Consider the following 17,956-nt stretch of genomic DNA (forward strand, 5'->3'; position numbering starts at 1 on the left):
CACCTTGGGCCAGACTAGCATCCCCGGGGGCACCAAGGCCCTCAAACGTTTGAGGTAGGCACGCTGTCCGACCTCGCCTATCCGGATGATTGCCGCTTAGCCGGATGACCCGATGGCCATGGTGACCTGGCGTCTTTCCGGCTCCACATTGATGGTTCGAAAGGGGGACGACATGGCGCGGCGTTGGACCATCAATGGGCGTTTTCTTTCCCAGCCGACAACAGGTGTCCAGCGTTATGCGCGCGAGGTCGTCCACTCTCTCGACGCCTTGATCGCGGAACAGGAGCCGCTCGCCCGCGGCCTGGAACTCAGTCTGCACTGTCCGCCCGGGTCCGGGGACATCCCGCTAGCTTTCATCGAACGTCGCGAGATCGGCCGCACGAGCGGGCATGTCTGGGAGCAGGTGCAACTCGCCTCATCCCTCGATGGCAGCGGACTGCTCAGCCTCTGCAACACCGGGCCGCTGCTTTCCCGCAAGCATATCGTCTGCATCCATGATGCAAATGTCTGGAACGCCCCGCAGAGCTACTCCCTTGCCTTCAAGCTTCTCTACAGGAACCTGTTGCCCGGCCTCGGCAAGACGGCGTGCGGAATTTCTACAGTTTCCAACTACTCCCTGGATGAACTGGTTCGCCGCGGCGTCATCCCGGCAGAACGGGCTTTCGTCGCGCCGAACGGCCATGAGCATGCCTTGCGATGGAAGCCTGAACACTCGGCACAGACACGGCTGGCGGCCTCGCGGGAAACCGTTGTCCTGATCGGCAGTGCCGCGCCCCACAAGAATGTGGATCTCCTCCTGAACATGGCTGATCGTCTTGGCGAGGCCGGCCTCAGAATAGCGATCGTCGGCATGTCGGATTCGCGCGTCTTCAGGTCAGGGACGGCCAGGACCGAAGCTCGAAACATCCACTGGCTCGGCCGCGTTTCCGATGGCGAATTGGCGGCCCTGCTCAGGGACTCGCTATGCCTGGCTTTCCCCTCGCTCACCGAGGGCTTCGGTCTCCCGGCCCTTGAGGCGATGGCCGTCGGCTGCCCCGTGGTGGTTTCCGACCGCGCCAGCCTGCCTGAAGTCTGCGGCGGCGCAGCCCTGTTTGCACCTCCCGACGACCCGAACGCATGGTTCGACAGTTTCGCGCAGCTTCGCGGTTCCCAGGCCTTGCGACTGCAGATGATAGGCAAGGGAAGGGCGAGAGCCTCGGCATACAGCTGGAGGGCGACGGCCTTGCGTTATCTCAAGGCGATGGCGGCCGCGGACGGCGTCGATGCGGAAGCGAAGATCGTCAGGGCTCGCGAATTCACATGATCTCGTGAAGTGCCTGGACGGCCCCGAGTGATTCCAGGATCGCGCGGTCGAAGTTTTCCTCGGAAAAGCGTCCGGCATTCCTGGCGCAAGCGCGGGGTGTGATGGCATGGCTGTTCGCTTCGAACCGTTCGACGGCCTCCTTGAGGTGCTCGACGGTCTGAGCCTTGAACAGGACCCCTGTCGGCTCGGGGGATGATCCCAGGCGCTGTACGATGTCGACGGCCCCGCCGCGGCCGAAGGCGACCAGCGGCGTCCCACAGGCCTGCGCCTCGGCCAGCGCTATGCCGAAATCCTCGCAGCCCGCAAAGACCATCGCCTTCGCCCGCGCCAGGGTGTCCACATAGTCTTTCCGGGGCAGGTAACCCGAGAAGGTGATGTTGGGACCAGCAAGCGCCCGCAAGCTGGCTGATTGCTGTCCTTCGCCAACGATGACCAGTCGCCGCGACGGCATCTCGTTGAAGGCCCGGATGACGAGGTCGGTGCGCTTGTAAGGGGCGAGGAAGGACGCCGAAACGTAGTAATCGTCCTTGTCCTCCACACAAGGCAGTTCCCCCAGTGAGACCGGCGGGAAAACGACGCGCGCCGCGCGCCCGTAAATATGCTGGATTCGGGAGCGGACATAGTTCGAATTCGCCAGCATCAGGTCCGGACCGTGCGCGGTTCTCGTGTCCCACGTCCTCAGGCGATGCAGCATGTACCGATAGAGCATTCCCTTGGGCCCGAAGCCAAGCCGCCCTTGCTGAAGATACGAAAACTGCTCGTCCCAGGCGTAGCGGACGGGGCTGTGCACATAGCATAGATGCGGCTGGTCCGGCCTGGTGATCACGCCGCGCGAAAATGCGGCCGAAGACGAGATCACCGCATCGTAGCCTGTCACGTCGAACTGTTCGATCAGGAAGGGACAAAAGAAGAAGAGTGATCGATAGAATTTCTGGACCATCGGGATCCGGTTGGCCGCGGACGTATGGAATTCCACGTCGTGGAAATATTGCTCCTTCACCTCGGGCGGCAGGAAATCGAAAAGCGTAAAGACTTCTGCATTGGGGAACTGCTTGCAGATTTGCGCCAGAACCCGTTCCCCTCCCCGGAAATTCGGACACCAGTCATGAACGACCGCTATCCTCGCATACCTGTCGACGCCGAGCCCCGGCGCGGCCGGGAACTCCTCGATGGGCACATCGACCTTGGCCGCGACCGCCAAATCGGAAGAGCGTTCGTGGAGCATGGTTCCCCCTAGCCTCGTCAGGCCAGCAGTCTCCATTCCATCTTGTTGCCCCGGCAAGTTGTACGATCGGTTACAGGCTGTTCCGGACGCATGCCTATCTAATACTTATGGCTGTGGGTCGTTTACAGGGATACTCCGAAAGCCTGTGTCCGGGGGTAGGCCAAGCTCGTTCCGTCACCTTTTATGCAGGCTGTTTCGGTCCCCTCGTCGGTCTAGGTTCGGCGGGAACCGAAACTGGATCGAGCATGAGACTCGCAGTGATCATCCCGACCCTTGGCCGCCGCGGACAGGTCGCGCGCTTGCTTCGGTATTTGGGTGACCAGACGAGACTTCCTGACGAGGTCATCGTGTCTGCGCCCGACGCCACGCATGTCGAACTGCCGGAAGATTGTCCTTTCCCCTTGTCGCTCGTTTTCGGACCGATGGGATCGTCTGCCCAGCGGAACACGGCTCTCGTACCTTCCCTGGCGCGCTTCGACATCATCACATTCTTCGACGACGATTTCGTTCCGTCCACCGAATACCTGGCGCAGGTCGAGAAAGCTTTCGTGGAGAATGACGGATGGGCGGTGGTGATGGGCATGGTCGTCAGGGACGGGGCCACGAACGCCGGCCTCACCTGGGAAGATGCCGAAGCCGCCTTGCGGGAAGCCCGGGGCAAAAAACATGATGGGCCACCGGTGGTCGATCATGTCGGTGCGTACGGATGTAACATGTCCTTCCGGTCCTCGTTTGTGGGAGATTTGCGCTTCGACGAGCGCCTGGTCCTGTACGGCTGGCAGGAAGACATCGACTTCACCAGCCAAATGAGATCCAAAGGCCGCGTGGTCTGCGTCACCGCAATCACGGGCGTCCACCTCGGTATCAAGTCAGGCCGGGTCAGCGGAAAGCGGTTCGGCTATTCCCAGGTTGCGAATGCGATCTACCTGATCAGGAAGGGCTCCGTTCCGGCCTCCTTCGCGCTTCCCCTGATGTTCAGGAATATTGCGGCCAACCTCGCAAAGAGCCTGCGGCCCGAGCCGTATATCGATCGCAGGGGCAGGCTCAGGGGCAACATGCTGGCGATCCTGCACATCGCCATGGGACGAATCGAACCCGAATACATCCTGAAAATCTGACGGCGGGAAAGACAATGCGGAAATGGCTTTTGACGGTGGCGGCGGCTTCATTGGCGGCAGCAGCTGCCTGCCCCTTGCCGACGATGGCTGCCGAGTATCTCCTCGGCCCCCAGGACAAGGTCAGGCTCAAGGTTTACGAATGGCGCGCATCACGCGACGTGATCTTCGAATGGACGGCTCTCAACGACAGCTTCGTTGTCGGTGCCGACGGCACGCTCTTCCTTCCATTCGTCGGCCAGATACGAGCGCAAGGCACCGCCCCCGGCGACCTCGCCCGTGCGATCGGCGACCGCCTGATGCAGCAGATGGGACTCGGCCGCCAGCCGGATGTCGCCGTCGAGATTGTCCAGTACAGGCCGTTCTACATCGTCGGCTACGTCACGCAGCCCGGCGAGTTTCCCTTCAGGCCCGGACTGACGGTCTTGCAGGCGATGGGAATCGCCGGCGGCCTGCGAACACGCGAGGAGGACATGTCGAGGCTCGAGCGTGAAGTCATCGCGGGCCAGGGCGACGTGGGTCTGCTGGCGCTGAGCAACGTCAGTCTGCTCGCCCGCAAAGCGCGGCTGGAATCGGAACTGGCTGGCAGCGACGACATCGCCTTCCCTGCGCAACTGATGGACAGAGCTTCGAACGAGACGGTCGCGGTGGCGATGGAGCAGGAGCGCAAGATCTTCGCTGTCCGCAAGGACGCCATGGCGACGCAACTCCGTGCGCTGCGCGAACTCAAGGATTTCCTCGAAAAGGAACTGACCTCGCTCGGCCAGCAGATGGCCTTCCACGACCAACAGATCGAACTCATCCAGAAGGAACTCGCGGGTGTTTCGGCCCTTGTCCAGAAGGGGTTGGCGGTTGCACCGCGGGAACTCTCTCTACAGGGAACGGTCGCACAGATGCAGAGCGACAGGTTGGTTGCCGAGACCTCGCTTTTGCGAGTCAGGCAGGAGATAAGCAAGACCGACATCGAGATCCTCAACCTCGCCAATAGCCAAGCCAGCGAAGTCGCCGCTTCCTTGCGCGAGACGCAGCTGCAGCTCAACGAAGTGACCAGCAAGGCCAACACCGCGGTGCAGTTGCTGCACGATACCGAGGTCACGGCACCTGCTCTGCTCGCCCTTAGAGAGCGCGGCGAACGGGCCAAGCCGATCTTCAAGATCGTGAGGATGACGGACAGCGGCTCGCAAGAGCTCACGGCTGAGGAAACGACGCCGATCGAGCCAGGCGATACCGTGAAGATCGATATCCCCCCGCCCCCGTCCGGCTTGGCTGCCCTCCCTGCAGGCGGCAGCGTGCAGGCAGAGACGCTCCCGATTCAGGGCACCAACTGATCAAACTTGCATGGTTCAGTGAGGTCCTCACCCGTCGCACCCATTGGCGTGCGCTTCGGAAGCTGAAATTGCGGCTGGAAGCCGCCTGCAAGCACGAAGAACAAGGGCGCAAGAAAACTGGGGGCTATGCCTAACCGGATCGTCTGCGCAATACCCTGGCACTTGCCATGCACTTTGAGGCCGCATATCAGTGAGCACACGCTGACGAAACCTTCCCTGCCGCAGTGAGTCGATCAGTGCTGCGGGTATCACTGGAGATTTCGGTGCTCATGAGTGTCGTGGCTGTATCGGCGGGGGGCGTTCTGTTGGGACTGCGGTTCAAGGCTCCCGCCCTGATCGCGGCTACCGCACTGCTTGTGATCGGAAGCTTTGCCTGGAATGGCCTTGGGTTGCCCGGCCATGTGACCGTCACCAAATTCCTGATCCTGGCATTCGTATTGGCTTGCGCCTACATCGTCGGCCTGTCGCTGTCCGTCCACTGGAAGCGGACGGAAGGGTGAGCGGTCGGGACTTCAGGCAGCCCTGTCGAAGCGCATCACTGCGAAAATCGTCCTGAACAAGATCACGATGTCGAGCCAGATCGACCAGTTCCGCACATACTGGCTGTCGAGCGCCACGCGGTTGGCGTAGTCCATGCTGCTTCTTCCGCTCACCTGCCAGAGACCGGTGAGTCCCGGCCTTGTCCGAAGGTATTCCCCCAGGTGGTCGCCGTAGCGTATGAGTTCGTCCTTTACGATGGGCCTTGGGCCCACGCAGCTCATGTCGCCACGGATGATGTTGAAGAGCTGGGGGAGTTCGTCGAGGCTCGACTTACGCAGCATCCACCCAAGCAGCGTGACGCGAGGGTCGTTCCTGATCTTGTGGGTCTCTTCCCACTCCTTGCAGACATGCGGGTTGGCTTCGAGATATGCTTTCAGAACTTCTTCCGAATTGGCAACCATCGAGCGGAACTTATAGCAATCGAATGGCTTTCCGCCGAACCCGATACGGCTGTGCGAGAACACTGCCGGGCCTCCTGCCGTGATCCTGATCAGCAGGGCAACGACGATCATCACAGGCGCAGCCATGACAAGCGCCGTGCCCGCTATGACCAGATCCATGAGCCGCTTCAGGAGACCTCCGATGGGAGGGTTCGTCGTTCCCGTCCTGATGGCGGGCGACAGGTCTGTCAATACTGCCCCGGCACTGTTGTGGTCGGGCGCAGGAACAACGTGCAGGACTGCCGTTCGGCTGTCAGCCGCCACGGGAAGAGGCGGCTGAACCCAGATCGGGGTTCCCTGATGCGACTCGAAGGTGTTTGTTGACATGGGACGGTTGCTGTTCGAATTGTTCCGATCACTCTTCCAAGGTCGGGGCTTGTCGGCAAGAAAGGCAAAGGAGGTAGCGTGACGCTCCAGGGCTACCCCCTAATCCCAAGGAATGATCCCCCTACACGCTTTTGCGACCTCCGAGGGAGGAATGTCTCGCCACCAGTTTCATGCGGGGCTTGGACTTCATCGCGCGGGCCTTCGTCAGGAGCACGCCCAGGATGGGCGTCCTGCTGGCCTGCAGCGTCCTGACGAGTTCCCGCAGCGTTTGGACATGTGTCTTGCCCCACTGGGCAACGACGACGACGCCATCCAGGACGGATCCGACAATCAGTTCGTCGGCTCCCGAGGCAAGCGTCGGCAGGTCCAGGATGACAATGTCGTAGGCAGCAAGTTCGTAGGCGGCAAGGTCGCGAGCGGTCAGATCCAGGAGGAACGCCTCCATGTTGCTTGGTGACAGCAGGTGCCTGGCATCCACCACCGAACTTGGAAGCAAGTCGAACGGCCGCCCAGGAGCGCGGACGATATTAAGCCGGACGGGGTCCTGGCACGGTTTGTCGAGGGCGCCCGACGGGCCGAGCAGCCGCGTAGTCAGTGTCGGTCGCCTGATGTCGGCGTCAATTACCAGCGTCTTCAGCCCGGACATCGAATACAGCGTGGCAAGATTGCTGGCGACTGAGCTCTTCGAACTGTCGTTGGATACAGCCGTCAGCCCAAGCAACTTGATCGGGCGGCTGGTTTCCGCAAGGCTGATTTCGGTTCGCACTTTCCTGAGACTGTGGCTGTATCTGGAGTGCGGATATCTTGCGACTTCGTCGAGGTGGCCGGATTCCCTTCTCTTGGTGGTGGGCGGCAGCTCTCCGACGCATTCGACACCCAAATTCTCCCGGATGAGTCGTGCTGACCTGATGGTCCAGTCGAACGTATGCCTCACAAACGAAAGTCCGATGCCGAAAATGAGGCCGGCAACCGCCGCGAAGGCCAGCATCAGCTTCGGCCTTGGAGTGCTCGGATAGAGCGGCGCCGTCGCAGCTGTGATCACCCTTGCGTCGGCGACCGGGTACGACTGCTGGCTTACCGAGTTGGTGTAGGCCTGCAGGAAGCTCTCGTACATCTTCTGGTAGGTTTCAGCAGTCACCTCGAGTTCTTCGAGCGTCGGCACTGCGTTCGCCCCACCTTCGTCCGTGGCTTCACCGCCGACGCTGTAGTCGTGCCGTGACCGGAACTCTTGCGCCTTCGCCATGGCCTCGTTCATCTGGGTGCGCAGTTGCTTAAGGCGCATCTCGAGCCACGCGCCGCCTTCCCTTGCCGCGTCGGCCTTGGTTTCGATCTGCTCACGCACGAAGGCATCGGCCGTGGCGTTCGCAACCTTGGCTGCACCTTCGGCATCGAGAGAGGTGAAGGATATGTCTATCGCGTAGGAAACGCCGACTCTGCGGACGTCGAGGCCGTTGCGGAAAATCAACATGCTGCGCCGGGACTTTTGGTAATCGGTCAGCGTCACGGGTGTTTCAGGCACGCCTTGGCCAAAATGCTGCGCAAGCGACGTCAGCCAGGCGCTCTTCCTAAGCTCGGAAGCATCGAGCAGGACTGATCCTATCTTCTTGAATCTCTCCCGCAAAGTCGGAGTCTGCGGACGGTTGAACTGGGGGTCGTCGACGAGTTTCAACTGGTCGAGGACCATCGCGGCGATCTTTTCCGACTGCATCACTGCTATCTGGCTTTCCACCTGGGCGGTGTCCAACGACAGATCTACTTCGCCACCCTCCTGCAAGTGTTGTGGCAATTTCGGCTCGATCAGAATCTGCGCGCTGGCGATGAAAGTTGGGTCGGTGGTCGAATTGTAGAACCCGGCCACCAAGAGAGCCGCAGCAAGGCAGGCGAAGATGGTTCCAACGTAGTGCCGCAGAAATTCGGTTATGTCGGAGAGGCCAATAAACTCCTGACTGACGGAAGCCTGCTGGTCCGCTGCCGGAGGCCATTGATTGGGAAACATGCGGTTCATTCAAATTCTCCTGCAGGCGTGCGGGAAATCCTGCGCGCACGCCGTCCCCATGCAGGCGGTTCCCATGCAGGCGGTCCCCATGCTGGCGGTCGATGACATTCAGCCGATGTTTTCATTGAAAGCTGAGGCCCCTCGATCCCAGACTTGCCGCGAAAAGACTACGCCTGCGTCAGGGAAGGTTAAACGCCGCCAATTGGCGTAGGGACCTACGCCCTATGGGAAGGGAGAATGCCCGGCAGCCCTGCTCTGGTCCTGTCGACAAAAGACTTCTGCTGTTCCAGCAAGGCCTGCCGTCCGCGGCTGAGTGCCAGGTCGCGCGCAAGGGAATCGATCCGCTCGGATATGCATTCGGGGCTCTCGCCATTTTCCATGGCCTCCAAAGCGAACGCGGCGCAGTCCGTCATCCTTTCCACGGACGGACGCAGTGCCGCGGATTCCCTTTCGATTTCCACTTGAATGAGCTCAAGAAGCCGAGCCAGGCGACCGAACCGCCTTTCGTCGACATCCTCGCGGAACGGGTACTTGAATGCGGTCAGCGGCATCTTGCAGCCCACCTTTCTCGTCGGCGCCCGAGCAGGACGCACCTTATAGAATACAAGACCTCATTGCCTGGACGAGACATCCTTTCGGCCATCGGCGGTCATGCTCCTATTGGATGAGGGGGTGCAAACCAGCGCGTTAGGGCTACTCGAATTCATGAAGGGGGCTGCGTCCGGCAGCGTGCTAGGACTATTCGCCTGTAACTGCTGAGCGGAAACCGTGACCGTGACCATAGTCGGCCAAGCCAGGCCAAACACATTCGCCTTCGAAACCAGCGCCCTGGTCAAAGCCACTGGCTTCCGGGAATACGACGCGCGCTGGTGGTTCGGGCAGCCAGGTTCGGACAAAGAACCCGAACTCAATCTGATGGGCGTGCAGGCGATCGGCATGGGGCTCGGCACCCTGATCCGCCGAATGGGTGTTGGCCCGGACATCGTCACTGGCCATGATTTCCGCAGCTATTCCATGGCGATCAAGATGGCGCTGGTCTCCGGCCTGATGGCGGCCGGCGCGCGCGTCAAGGACATCGGCCTGGCACTTTCTCCCACCGCTTATTTCGCCCAGTTCGCGCTCGACGCTCCGTCGGTGGCCATGGTGACGGCCTCCCACAACGAGAACGGCTGGACCGGCGTGAAGATGGGAGCGCAGAGGCCTCTGACATTCGGGCCTGATGAGATGACCGCTTTGAAAGCGGTCGTGCTGGACGGCGATTTCGATCTCATAGGCGGGGGAAGCTATGAATTCGTGTCCGGATTTCGCGAGAGATACATCGAAGACCTGACTGCAGGAAGGAACCTCGGTCGAAAGCTGAAGGTGGTGGCGGCCTGCGGCAACGGAACCGCCGGTGCTTTTGCACCGCAGGTTCTGGAAGGCATCGGCTGCGAAGTCATCCCGCTGGACGTCGAGCTCGACCACACGTTTCCGCGTTACAACCCCAATCCCGAAGACATGCAGATGCTGCACGCGATCCGGGACAAGGTTCTGGAGACGGGTGCCGATGTCGGGCTCGGCTTCGACGGCGACGGCGACCGCTGCGGCGTGGTCGACAACGAAGGCAACGAGATTTTCGCGGACAAGGTTGGCGTCATGCTGGCGCGGGACATCTCCGGCCTGCATCCGAAATCCGCCTTCGTCGTGGACGTCAAGTCGACGGGCCTTTTCATGACGGATCCCGTCCTCCTGCGGAACGGTGCAAGGACGGATTACTGGAAGACCGGGCACTCCTACATCAAGAGGCGCGTTGCCGAACTCAATGCCATCGCTGGTTTCGAGAAGTCGGGGCATTTCTTCTTCAACCCGCCGATTGGACGCGGCTACGACGACGGGCTCCTCACCGCGATCGCCGTCTGCGAGATGCTCGACCGCAACCCGGGTAAGACACTCGCCGACCTTTACCACGATCTGCCGCTGACCTTCGGCACCCCGACCATGTCGCCCCACTGTCCGGACGAGGTGAAATACGGCGTGGTCGCGAAAGTTGTCGGGGAATTCACGAAAATGAAGGGGGACGGGATCGAGTTCGCCGGCCAGCCGCTGGCCAATCTCGTCACCGTGAATGGGGTGCGTGTGGTTGCCCAGGACGGCACATGGGGTCTGGTCAGGGCTTCGTCGAACAAACCGGAGATTGTCGTCGTGGTGGAAAGCCCCGTCTCGTCGGAACGACGTCGCGAGATGTTCGAGGCTCTCGATGCCGTGCTGCGCCGCAATCCAGAGGTCGGAGCCTACAACCAGACATTCTGATGGGTATTGGCTGAGAGGAATTGGACCATGCCGGACCGGATCGTAAGTTTCGTCATGAGCGGGGGCGTCGGCTCACGGCTGTGGCCGCTTTCGCGCGAAGACAATCCCAAGCAATTCCACGACCTTTCGGGCGACGGCTCCATGCTTGCGAAGACTGTTCGACGCCTCAAGGCGCGGCCGGACGGTGAGACGCCGATCTACCTGATAGCGTCCGAACGGCATGCCGACCGCGTCATCTCGGACATTGCTCCGCTCGGCCTGAACGGCGGCAGACCGATCTTCGAGCCGGTCGGCCGCAATACCGCCGCCGCGGTCGCCATAGCCACCCTGCAGACGATCTCCGAACATGGCGCCGACACGCTTGTGCTGGTGGTCCCGTCCGACCATCAGATATCGACGGAAGCGCAATTCTGGGAAACCGTCGAGGCGGGCGTGCCTGCCGCCGATGCAGGAAGTATCATCGTGTTCGGCATCAAGCCGACGCATCCCGAAACCGGATATGGCTACATCGAGGCCACGGCAAATGGTGACCGAGTAGCCTCCGTTTCGCGTTTTGTCGAAAAGCCAGACGCCGAGACGGCCCGCCAATACCTGGCGTCGGGACGATTCTACTGGAACGCCGGCATCTTCCTTTTCCGTGCCGACGCCATGCGGCAGGCCTTTCTCGATTTCCAGCCGGACATCTGGGAGACTGCGGAACGGGCCTACAAGACAGCGCGGACCGAGGTCTCGGGTCTGTACCTGCCACAGGGCTTCTACCTGGCTGTCCCCTCGACGTCGATCGACTACGCGATCATGGAGCATGCGGGCGACATCGCGATGGTCACGGCTTCCTTCCGCTGGAACGACCTTGGATCTTGGCAATCGCTGCTGGAAGCCAGCCCGACCGACGGCGACGGCAACGTCGTCATGGGCGACATCGTCGCCATGGATTGCGGCAACTCCTACCTCAGAAGCCAGGGCAGGCTGCTGACCGTCGTCGGAATGAAGGATGTAGCAATAGTGGCGACGCCGGACGCGGTGTTCGTCGCCCCGGTCAGCCACAGCCAGCACGTGAAGAAAGTCGTCGAACAGCTGGAGAAGAGCGGACGCCTCGAAACGAAATTCACCGCCTCGGAAGACCGGGTCATCATCAGCGGCTCATGGCGCAAGCGTGTCGAACACTGGCTCTTCGAAGAAACCCTGCCACTGTGGTCCACCGCCGGTGTCGACGATGTGCATGGCGGCTTCCACGAGGCTCTCGGCTTCGATGGAAGGCCGTTGGGCAAACCCAAGCGCATGCGGACGATGGCTCGCCAGATCTATGCTTTCGCGGTGGCCAAGGAACGCGGCTGGACTGGACCGGCCGACAAACTCATCGACCACGGTATCGACTTCATCGCGAAATACGGCCGCACCGACCGCGGCGGCTGGGTGCGCACGCTCAATGCCAACGGCAGCGTGGCTGACCCGACCGAGGACGCCTACGATCATTCCTGCGTGCTCCTGGCGCTGGCTCATGCTCATCGATGCGGCCATCAGGACGCCCTGCGGCTTGCACAACAGACATTTCATTTCGTCGACACCCATCTCGAGGACGACAGCCTGAGCGGGTTCCTCGAGAGCCCCGGCTCCAACGGGGCACGGTTTTCGAACCCGCACATGCACATGCTGGAATCCTTTCTTGCCTGGTACGGCGTCACCGGCGACCGCGCCTATCTGCGTCGGGCGGCACGCGTCATCGATCTCTTCCGGTGCCATTTCTTCGACCAGGAAAGCTGGACGCTTGGGGAATATTTCGACGTCGATTGGCTGCCCTTGCCGGGAGACAAAGGACAATGGACCGAACCAGGGCATCATTTCGAATGGGCCTCGCTCCTTGTCGAGTTCGCGCGGGCGAGCGGGCAAAAAGACCTGGTCGCCTACGCCAGGAAGCTCTATTCATCGGCGGTCGCCAGTGGATTGAACCGAGCCACAGGTCTGGCCTACGCGGCCGTATCGCGGCAGGGAATGCCTCTCGACCGGTTCTCCCGCAGCTGGCCGCAATGCGAAGCCGTCAAGGCAGCCGCCGCCCTGGACGGCATTGGCGGGCCTGATCTGAAACCCGAGATCGAAGCTCGTGTCGCGCGCCTGTTCAGATGGCATATCGATCCCGCACCGCTTGGCTTGTGGGTCGACAGGATCGACGAGCGCGGAAGATCAGTAGCGACGGAAGTCCCGGCAAGCATCTTCTACCATCTGGTGACGGCGTTGATGCAGTATCTGGACAAGACCGGTGGACAGGTCGAGCCTTTCCCGCGTCCAGCTTTGGACGTGGGCAAGCCAGGTCTGAAGCAGGTCCTCAGCCGCCGCTAATGCGCCGATCCTGGGATACGATGTTCGTGCCACTGTGGTCGTGTACGGCGAACCAAAGCGACGCCAATCCAAAGAGGCTAAGAGCAGCTATGCTTTCTCCTGCGTCTGCTTGTAACCACGGTAGCCCAGAGGTGGTAGGGAGGTAGTAACTACGGCTAATTCGGTATCCCATGCCTCTGTGTCGTGGCTGCAAACCGGGATAGTATGCTTACAGGATGCCTCAAAGAGAGGCATTGGGCGACCTCTTCCGATCTTGGAGTTGCGGCTAACTCGTCGAGGCGTTGTAATTTTGAGCCTATGAACCTTCATGTCCGAACGGTTGAGACGCAACTATGGCAAAAAAAAAAGCGCGTGCCAGGCCCAGCGGTGACCTTCTAAAACTGCTTGCTACCAGGCCGAGAGCGGTGGCGCTTGCCGCGCTGCACGTGAGTGAATCCGTGCTGCTGGAACTCGAAGCATCCGAGCTGTTGTCAGCGGCCGAGATCAGAGGATTGCTGAAGGACGCGTCGACGACGTTACGAAATGCCGCCGATCAGGTCGACAATCGCAGCTGCCTCATTGCCAGCGAAATCGTCGACTCCATGCGGGAAAGTTTCAAGAGAAACAAAACCTAGTCCTGCCGCCACGTGCCAATTTCGTAGCGTGCCGGCGGCGAGTCGGTGGAACCTGCGCATTTTCATCGAAAAGCGCCGTCGCTACACCGATCGATAGTTTGCCATCAACGGATACTCATCACATCAAATTTGATGTACATTCCATCAGAGGGAGGTATTTTGGGGCATTGGGCGGGGCTATAGATGACGTACGCTTCACATCCTTTTTCGCGCGGGAATGAAAATCGTCCATCGTATGTCGGACTTAACGACGACGATGCGGCGCTTATCAAGACGTTGGGATTCACGCCGAAGCGCTATCTGGCGGAGACGGTCATCGTCAATCAGGGCGAGGACAGCGATCGCATGTTCATAGTCGAGTCGGGCTGGGGCTGTAGATCCCATGAACTCGCCGGCGGGCAGCGACAGATCCTGGATTTTGCACTGAGAGGCGATATCGTCCTGCCTCAATCGTACTCGGGCAGCGCTCTTGAAACGTTCGTGGCTCAAACCGAACTTACGGTGCTGGTGGCTTCGACCAAGACATTTACCCTTGCCGCCATGCAATCGCCCCATCTCTTCTCCCTTGTTCTCGAAACCCTCGTGCACAACGGAGCGGTTCTCGCTCAACATCTCACCAATGTAGGACGACGCAGCGCCTTGGCGCGGACAGCGCATCTCTTCCTCGAACTGAAGGCGCGTCTGGAACGGACCGGCTCTGTTACCCAGAACAGCTTTGAATGCCCTCTCACCCAGTACGATCTCGCCGACGCTCTCGGCCTCACTCCGATTCATGTCAATCGAATGCTGCGGGAACTGCGCGAGCGCAAGTTTCTCGAGTTCCGCCAGGGCCAGGTGCGCGTGCTCGATCAACCGGGCCTGACGAAGTTTGCTGGATTCGAGCACGAATATATCGAAAGCTAGGGCGTATCGGCATACGACGCCTGGTCCCTCGAAGTCTCCCGTCGAGAACGCAAGTGTCAGGGATAGCGGGCACCAAGCCGCCATGTGCGTCGGCGGCACCCCACTGCGGGGTCCACCAGTGTCCGGCCCTGCTTCCGCGATAACACCATAGGCGCCAGCGGTCCGTCTGTTAGATTATTCGGGTGGCGGACCTGTTCCGCCTGGCCGGCGCCTTTACCCCAACCAGGCCCCCCGCCCAACAGGTGCCGGCCATTTTCAGTTTTCGCTTCTTGGCGTGATCTCTTCGGTCCGCACCTCGTCTCCGATCTCCCTGGCGAGATCAAAGGCCTTCGCCTCGTCCTTCGTCGTCAAAACGGTACGCCAGCGAGGCTTCTCGAACACGCTCGCGATGCAGGTCGTCACCGGTTTGTCGATCATTGCCGGACCGTTGCGTTCCCTCGTTCGGATGGCTTCACTTTACATTAGCGGAGGCGCATAAATTATCCAGCCGGCGGCATTGTTCCTCACAGGCATTCTGTCGGTTAGGCCCGGTGTCCTAGCTCATCCCAACAGAAGGGATGCCGGGCCGCTCTCATCAAGCCGCGGGAAGAAGGCATGTGACACGACGATGGCGTCTGTTGCGCCCTTCACGGTGACCATCGGAACGCTTGAACAGTCCGCGAGGAACCGGAAGACGATCCGCAATCAATGCGGCCGGTTGGATGGTTCTGTGATCATTGCTTGATGAACGGGCCCGTGTAGGTCTGGCCGGCAAGCGCAACGGTTCCGGCCAAGGTTCCTTCGGGCAGCATCACAAGACTGACGTCCGCGCCATTCGGGAGGCGCTTGAGCTTCAAAGTATTCCCCGAAATTCTTCCAGCGCCGGCTGCCTCTCCGGGACTGTTGTCGCCCAGATTGCCCCACGCAACGGTGGCCGTCACATCGCCTCTGGGAGAAATCGTCTGCACAGCGACTTTGGCTTCGGACGTCCCCTCCAACCGTCCAGCCCACATGCCCGAGAATGCGGCGTACTTTGCAGGAACGCCCTTCGCTGGCGGGGTGATCGTTGTGGATTGATCCATTGTGGCCGAACCAGGAGCAGCAGCGGCGGGATCCAAGGTAGATAGGGGAGCAATGGCCGCAGGTTCAGGAGCGGCCGATTGCGGCGCTTCAGGAGCCGATTGGCACGCGGCCAGGATAAGTGCCGTGAAGCCCAGCATCGTGTTCCGCATTCAAGCTCTCCGCCTCGTTCCCAAGCCATCGGCGGGCTACAGACCCGCCGAATTATATGTCATTCTACGCCACCGCCCCACGCATCGAAATAGCCGGGCGAACCTGTGGATAGTCGCGGGGACAATGCATTCCTGAAGGAGGCAGCCCGTGGCAGGCGATCACGAAGCGGTGACGTCTGTAATGAAGGCGCAGTGGGCTGCGAAGATTGGACGTGAGCGCCGCACAAAGCGCTTGCGACTCGTCTCGGCCGAAGTTTCGGCACAAACCAGATCCCCATCTGCCAACCGCCCAAGGAATTCACGATCATGATAAATCGGCGTACTTCTCCACCGCACTTGTCGCCGGGGTGGCGACGGGCCTGTTGGCCGGCTCCCACAAGTCGCAAGCGCAGACAGGCCCCAAGGCCCGCAATGTCGTGCTGGTCCATGGCGCTTATGCGGATGGCTCGTGCTGGTCGGAAGTGGTTGGCATCCTGCAGCAGGCCGGCTTCAGGGCAACCGTCGTCCAGCACCCGCTGACCACGCTGGAGGCGGGCGTCGATGCAACGCGGCGAGCGATCGCGCTCCAGGATGGACCGACGATACTTGTCGGGCATTCCTTTGCCGGCATGATCATCACCGAGGCGGGCATGGATCCCAAGGTTTCCTCGCTCGTCTATGTCGCGGCGCGCGCACCGGACGCGGGCGAAGACTACACGGCGCTTGCCAAGACCTTTGCGGCGCCGCCTGCCTCCGCTGGCCTTATCTGGTCCGAAGGCTATGGCAAGCTCAGCGAGGAGGCTTTCCTGAGGGATTTCGCCGGCGACATTGCTCACGAGAAGGCGCGCATCCTCTATGCCGTCCAGGGGCCGATCTCGGACCAGCTTTTCACCGGAAAGACGACGCAAGCGGCGTGGCGCTCGAAGCCAAGCTGGTATGCCGTCTCGACCGAGGATCGAACGATCAACCCGGATCTCGAGCGCTTCATGGCAAAGCGCATGAACGCAAAGACCATCGAGGTGAAGGCAAGCCATTTGTCGCTGATCTCTCACCCGCAAGAGATCGCCCAGCTCATCTCGCAAGCCGCCGGGTAGCTCAGCTAGGCGAAGTCGGCTGGGGCGGGGAAACTGATGGAGGGCGAACACGCCTGCCCCAGCCATAAGGTCCGCCGCGCCGTGAACTGACGAGGGCTTGCGGGCCTTCGATCACCAGCGCTGGTGCACATGGGGCTTGATGTCCTGGTCGTAGATATCCCGGATCTTGCCCATGAGTTCATCCGACAGCGGGGGAAGGTCCGCCGCTTCGGCATTGGATATCGCCTGCGCCGGATTGCGGGCGCCCGGGATGACCACCGTGACCGCGTCGAACATCAGGATCCAGCGCAGGGCGAATTTGGCCATCGTCGTGTCGCCGGAAACCAGCGGCCGGATGCGCTCGACCGCCGCCAGCCCGACCTCATAGGGCACGCCCGAGAAGGTCTCGCCGACGTCGAAGGCCTCGCCATGGCGGTTGAATTTGCGGTGGTCGCTGTCCTCGAATTTGGTATCGGCCTTGAACTTGCCCGACAGCAAACCGCTGGCCAGCGGGACGCGGGCAATGATCGCCACATCGTTCTTTTTCGCCAGGTCGAAGAACAGTTCCGCCGGCCGCTGGCGGAATGCGTTGAAGATGATCTGGACGCTGACGACGCCGGGATACTGCATCGCCTTCAACGCCTCCTCGACGCGCTCGACGCTGACGCCATAGTTGCGGATCTTGCCTTGCTCGACGAGCCGGTCGAGCCGCTCGAAAACTTCCGGGTGGTAGTAGAGGTCGGTCAGCGGGCAATGCAGTTGCACCAGATCGAGCGTGTCGGCCTCGAGATATCTCAGGCTGCGGTCGATCCAGTCGGTCAGGTTCTTCTGGCTGAACCCCTCGACAGTTTGCTGCGGCAGGCGCTTTCCGGCCTTGGTGGCGATGAACGGCCGCTCGCCGCCGCGCTCCTTCATCACCCTGGCAATGAGTTTTTCGGAACGGCCGTCGCCATAGACGTCGGCGGTGTCGATGAAGGTGACGCCGGCGTCGAGGGCGGCATGCAGGGCGGCCACCGCATCGTCGTCATTGACTTCGCCCCAGGCGGCGCCGATCGCCCATGAGCCAAAGCCGATCTCGCTGACGTCGCGGCCGGTACGGCCGAATTTCCGTGACTGCATGTCCTGTTCCTAACTGCGGCTTGGTGGTGATTCCTGATCTGCGGGCCGCCTTTTATCGCATGGCAACGCGATTGACATCCCCGTTCGTTGGATTTACCAGATAACAGGGTTGTATGACAACCCGGTAAGACTGCAATGATTTGGAGTCGGGAGGATCTCA

Annotated in this window: 15 protein-coding genes and 1 pseudogene; 9 read left to right on the forward strand and 7 right to left on the reverse strand. The window is 61.0% G+C overall.

Going from position 1 to position 17,956, the window contains the following annotated elements:
- The first annotated feature begins 112 nt into the window (after positions 1-112).
- Positions 113-1,303, forward strand: coding sequence for a glycosyltransferase family 4 protein (locus tag AC1D2G_RS11610; RefSeq protein ID WP_477301075.1), 1,191 nt, complete (start codon positions 113-115; stop codon positions 1,301-1,303).
- Here the strand turns inward: AC1D2G_RS11610 and AC1D2G_RS11615 are convergent.
- A complete protein-coding gene (locus AC1D2G_RS11615) occupies positions 1,296-2,528 on the reverse strand; it encodes a glycosyltransferase (protein ID WP_477414038.1) in 1,233 nt (410 codons plus the stop codon). The genes AC1D2G_RS11610 and AC1D2G_RS11615 overlap by 8 nt on opposite strands.
- A 245-nt stretch (positions 2,529-2,773) precedes the next feature.
- Here AC1D2G_RS11615 and AC1D2G_RS11620 point away from each other — a divergent pair, with 245 nt between their 5' ends.
- The 3 genes from AC1D2G_RS11620 (at position 2,774) to AC1D2G_RS11630 (ending at position 5,471) form a co-directional block, all read left to right on the forward strand.
- Positions 2,774-3,646 carry a glycosyltransferase family 2 protein gene (locus tag AC1D2G_RS11620; RefSeq protein ID WP_477414128.1) on the forward strand — a complete coding sequence of 291 codons (873 nt, stop codon included), beginning with the start codon at positions 2,774-2,776 and terminating at the stop codon, positions 3,644-3,646.
- A 14-nt stretch (positions 3,647-3,660) separates the two neighbouring features.
- The gene (locus tag AC1D2G_RS11625) at positions 3,661-4,971 is read left to right on the forward strand and encodes a polysaccharide biosynthesis/export family protein (RefSeq protein ID WP_095080625.1); all 1,311 of its coding nucleotides are present in this window, start codon (positions 3,661-3,663) and stop codon (positions 4,969-4,971) included.
- A gap of 263 nt (positions 4,972-5,234) precedes the next feature.
- Entirely contained in the window at positions 5,235-5,471 is a 237-nt protein-coding gene (locus tag AC1D2G_RS11630; RefSeq protein WP_477225777.1) for a hypothetical protein, read from the forward strand.
- A gap of 12 nt (positions 5,472-5,483) precedes the next feature.
- On the opposite strand, the gene AC1D2G_RS11635 is transcribed toward AC1D2G_RS11630, so the two are convergent.
- The 3 genes from AC1D2G_RS11635 to AC1D2G_RS11645 all read right to left on the reverse strand — a co-directional run bounded on the left by AC1D2G_RS11635 (position 5,484) and on the right by AC1D2G_RS11645 (position 8,825).
- Positions 5,484-6,278, reverse strand: a complete 795-nt coding sequence (locus AC1D2G_RS11635) for a sugar transferase (protein WP_457155505.1) — start codon at positions 6,276-6,278, stop codon at positions 5,484-5,486.
- A 121-nt stretch (positions 6,279-6,399) separates the two neighbouring features.
- On the reverse strand, positions 6,400-8,283 hold the full coding sequence (locus AC1D2G_RS11640; protein WP_477225776.1) for a GumC family protein: 1,884 nt from the start codon (positions 8,281-8,283) through the stop codon (positions 6,400-6,402).
- A gap of 206 nt (positions 8,284-8,489) precedes the next feature.
- Positions 8,490-8,825: a hypothetical protein gene (locus AC1D2G_RS11645; protein ID WP_457154860.1), complete on the reverse strand. Its 336-nt coding sequence runs from the start codon at positions 8,823-8,825 to the stop codon at positions 8,490-8,492.
- A 217-nt stretch (positions 8,826-9,042) separates the two neighbouring features.
- On the opposite strand from AC1D2G_RS11645, the gene AC1D2G_RS11650 reads away from it, so the two are divergent.
- From AC1D2G_RS11650 to AC1D2G_RS11665, 4 genes are all read left to right on the forward strand, one after another.
- Positions 9,043-10,563 (forward strand): phosphomannomutase/phosphoglucomutase, encoded by a 1,521-nt coding sequence (locus AC1D2G_RS11650; protein WP_477414040.1) that lies wholly within the window; start codon positions 9,043-9,045, stop codon positions 10,561-10,563.
- A 27-nt stretch (positions 10,564-10,590) separates the two neighbouring features.
- A complete protein-coding gene (locus tag AC1D2G_RS11655; protein WP_477414042.1) occupies positions 10,591-12,897 on the forward strand; it encodes an AGE family epimerase/isomerase in 2,307 nt (768 codons plus the stop codon).
- A 332-nt stretch (positions 12,898-13,229) separates the two neighbouring features.
- On the forward strand, positions 13,230-13,511 hold the full coding sequence (locus AC1D2G_RS11660) for a hypothetical protein (RefSeq protein ID WP_477414044.1): 282 nt from the start codon (positions 13,230-13,232) through the stop codon (positions 13,509-13,511).
- 183 nt (positions 13,512-13,694) lie between these two features.
- On the forward strand, positions 13,695-14,414 hold the full coding sequence (locus tag AC1D2G_RS11665) for a Crp/Fnr family transcriptional regulator (RefSeq protein WP_477225773.1): 720 nt from the start codon (positions 13,695-13,697) through the stop codon (positions 14,412-14,414).
- Positions 14,415-14,669: 255 nt separating this feature from the next.
- Here the strand turns inward: AC1D2G_RS11665 and AC1D2G_RS11670 are convergent, their stop codons facing one another.
- On the reverse strand, positions 14,670-14,831 hold the full coding sequence (locus AC1D2G_RS11670) for a hypothetical protein (RefSeq protein WP_477414045.1): 162 nt from the start codon (positions 14,829-14,831) through the stop codon (positions 14,670-14,672).
- Positions 14,832-15,127: 296 nt separating this feature from the next.
- Complete coding sequence (locus tag AC1D2G_RS11675; protein WP_245330955.1) at positions 15,128-15,625, reverse strand: hypothetical protein; 498 nt, start codon at positions 15,623-15,625, stop codon at positions 15,128-15,130.
- 303 nt (positions 15,626-15,928) lie between these two features.
- Between AC1D2G_RS11675 and AC1D2G_RS11680 the strand changes: the two are divergent.
- Positions 15,929-16,698 (forward strand): annotated as a pseudogene (locus AC1D2G_RS11680) (alpha/beta fold hydrolase).
- A 111-nt stretch (positions 16,699-16,809) separates the two neighbouring features.
- Here the strand turns inward: AC1D2G_RS11680 and AC1D2G_RS11685 are convergent.
- Entirely contained in the window at positions 16,810-17,796 is a 987-nt protein-coding gene (locus AC1D2G_RS11685; protein ID WP_477301087.1) for an aldo/keto reductase, read from the reverse strand.
- Positions 17,797-17,956 lie beyond the last annotated feature (160 nt).

It is taken from the genome of Mesorhizobium sp. P2_C7 (assembly GCF_056404515.1).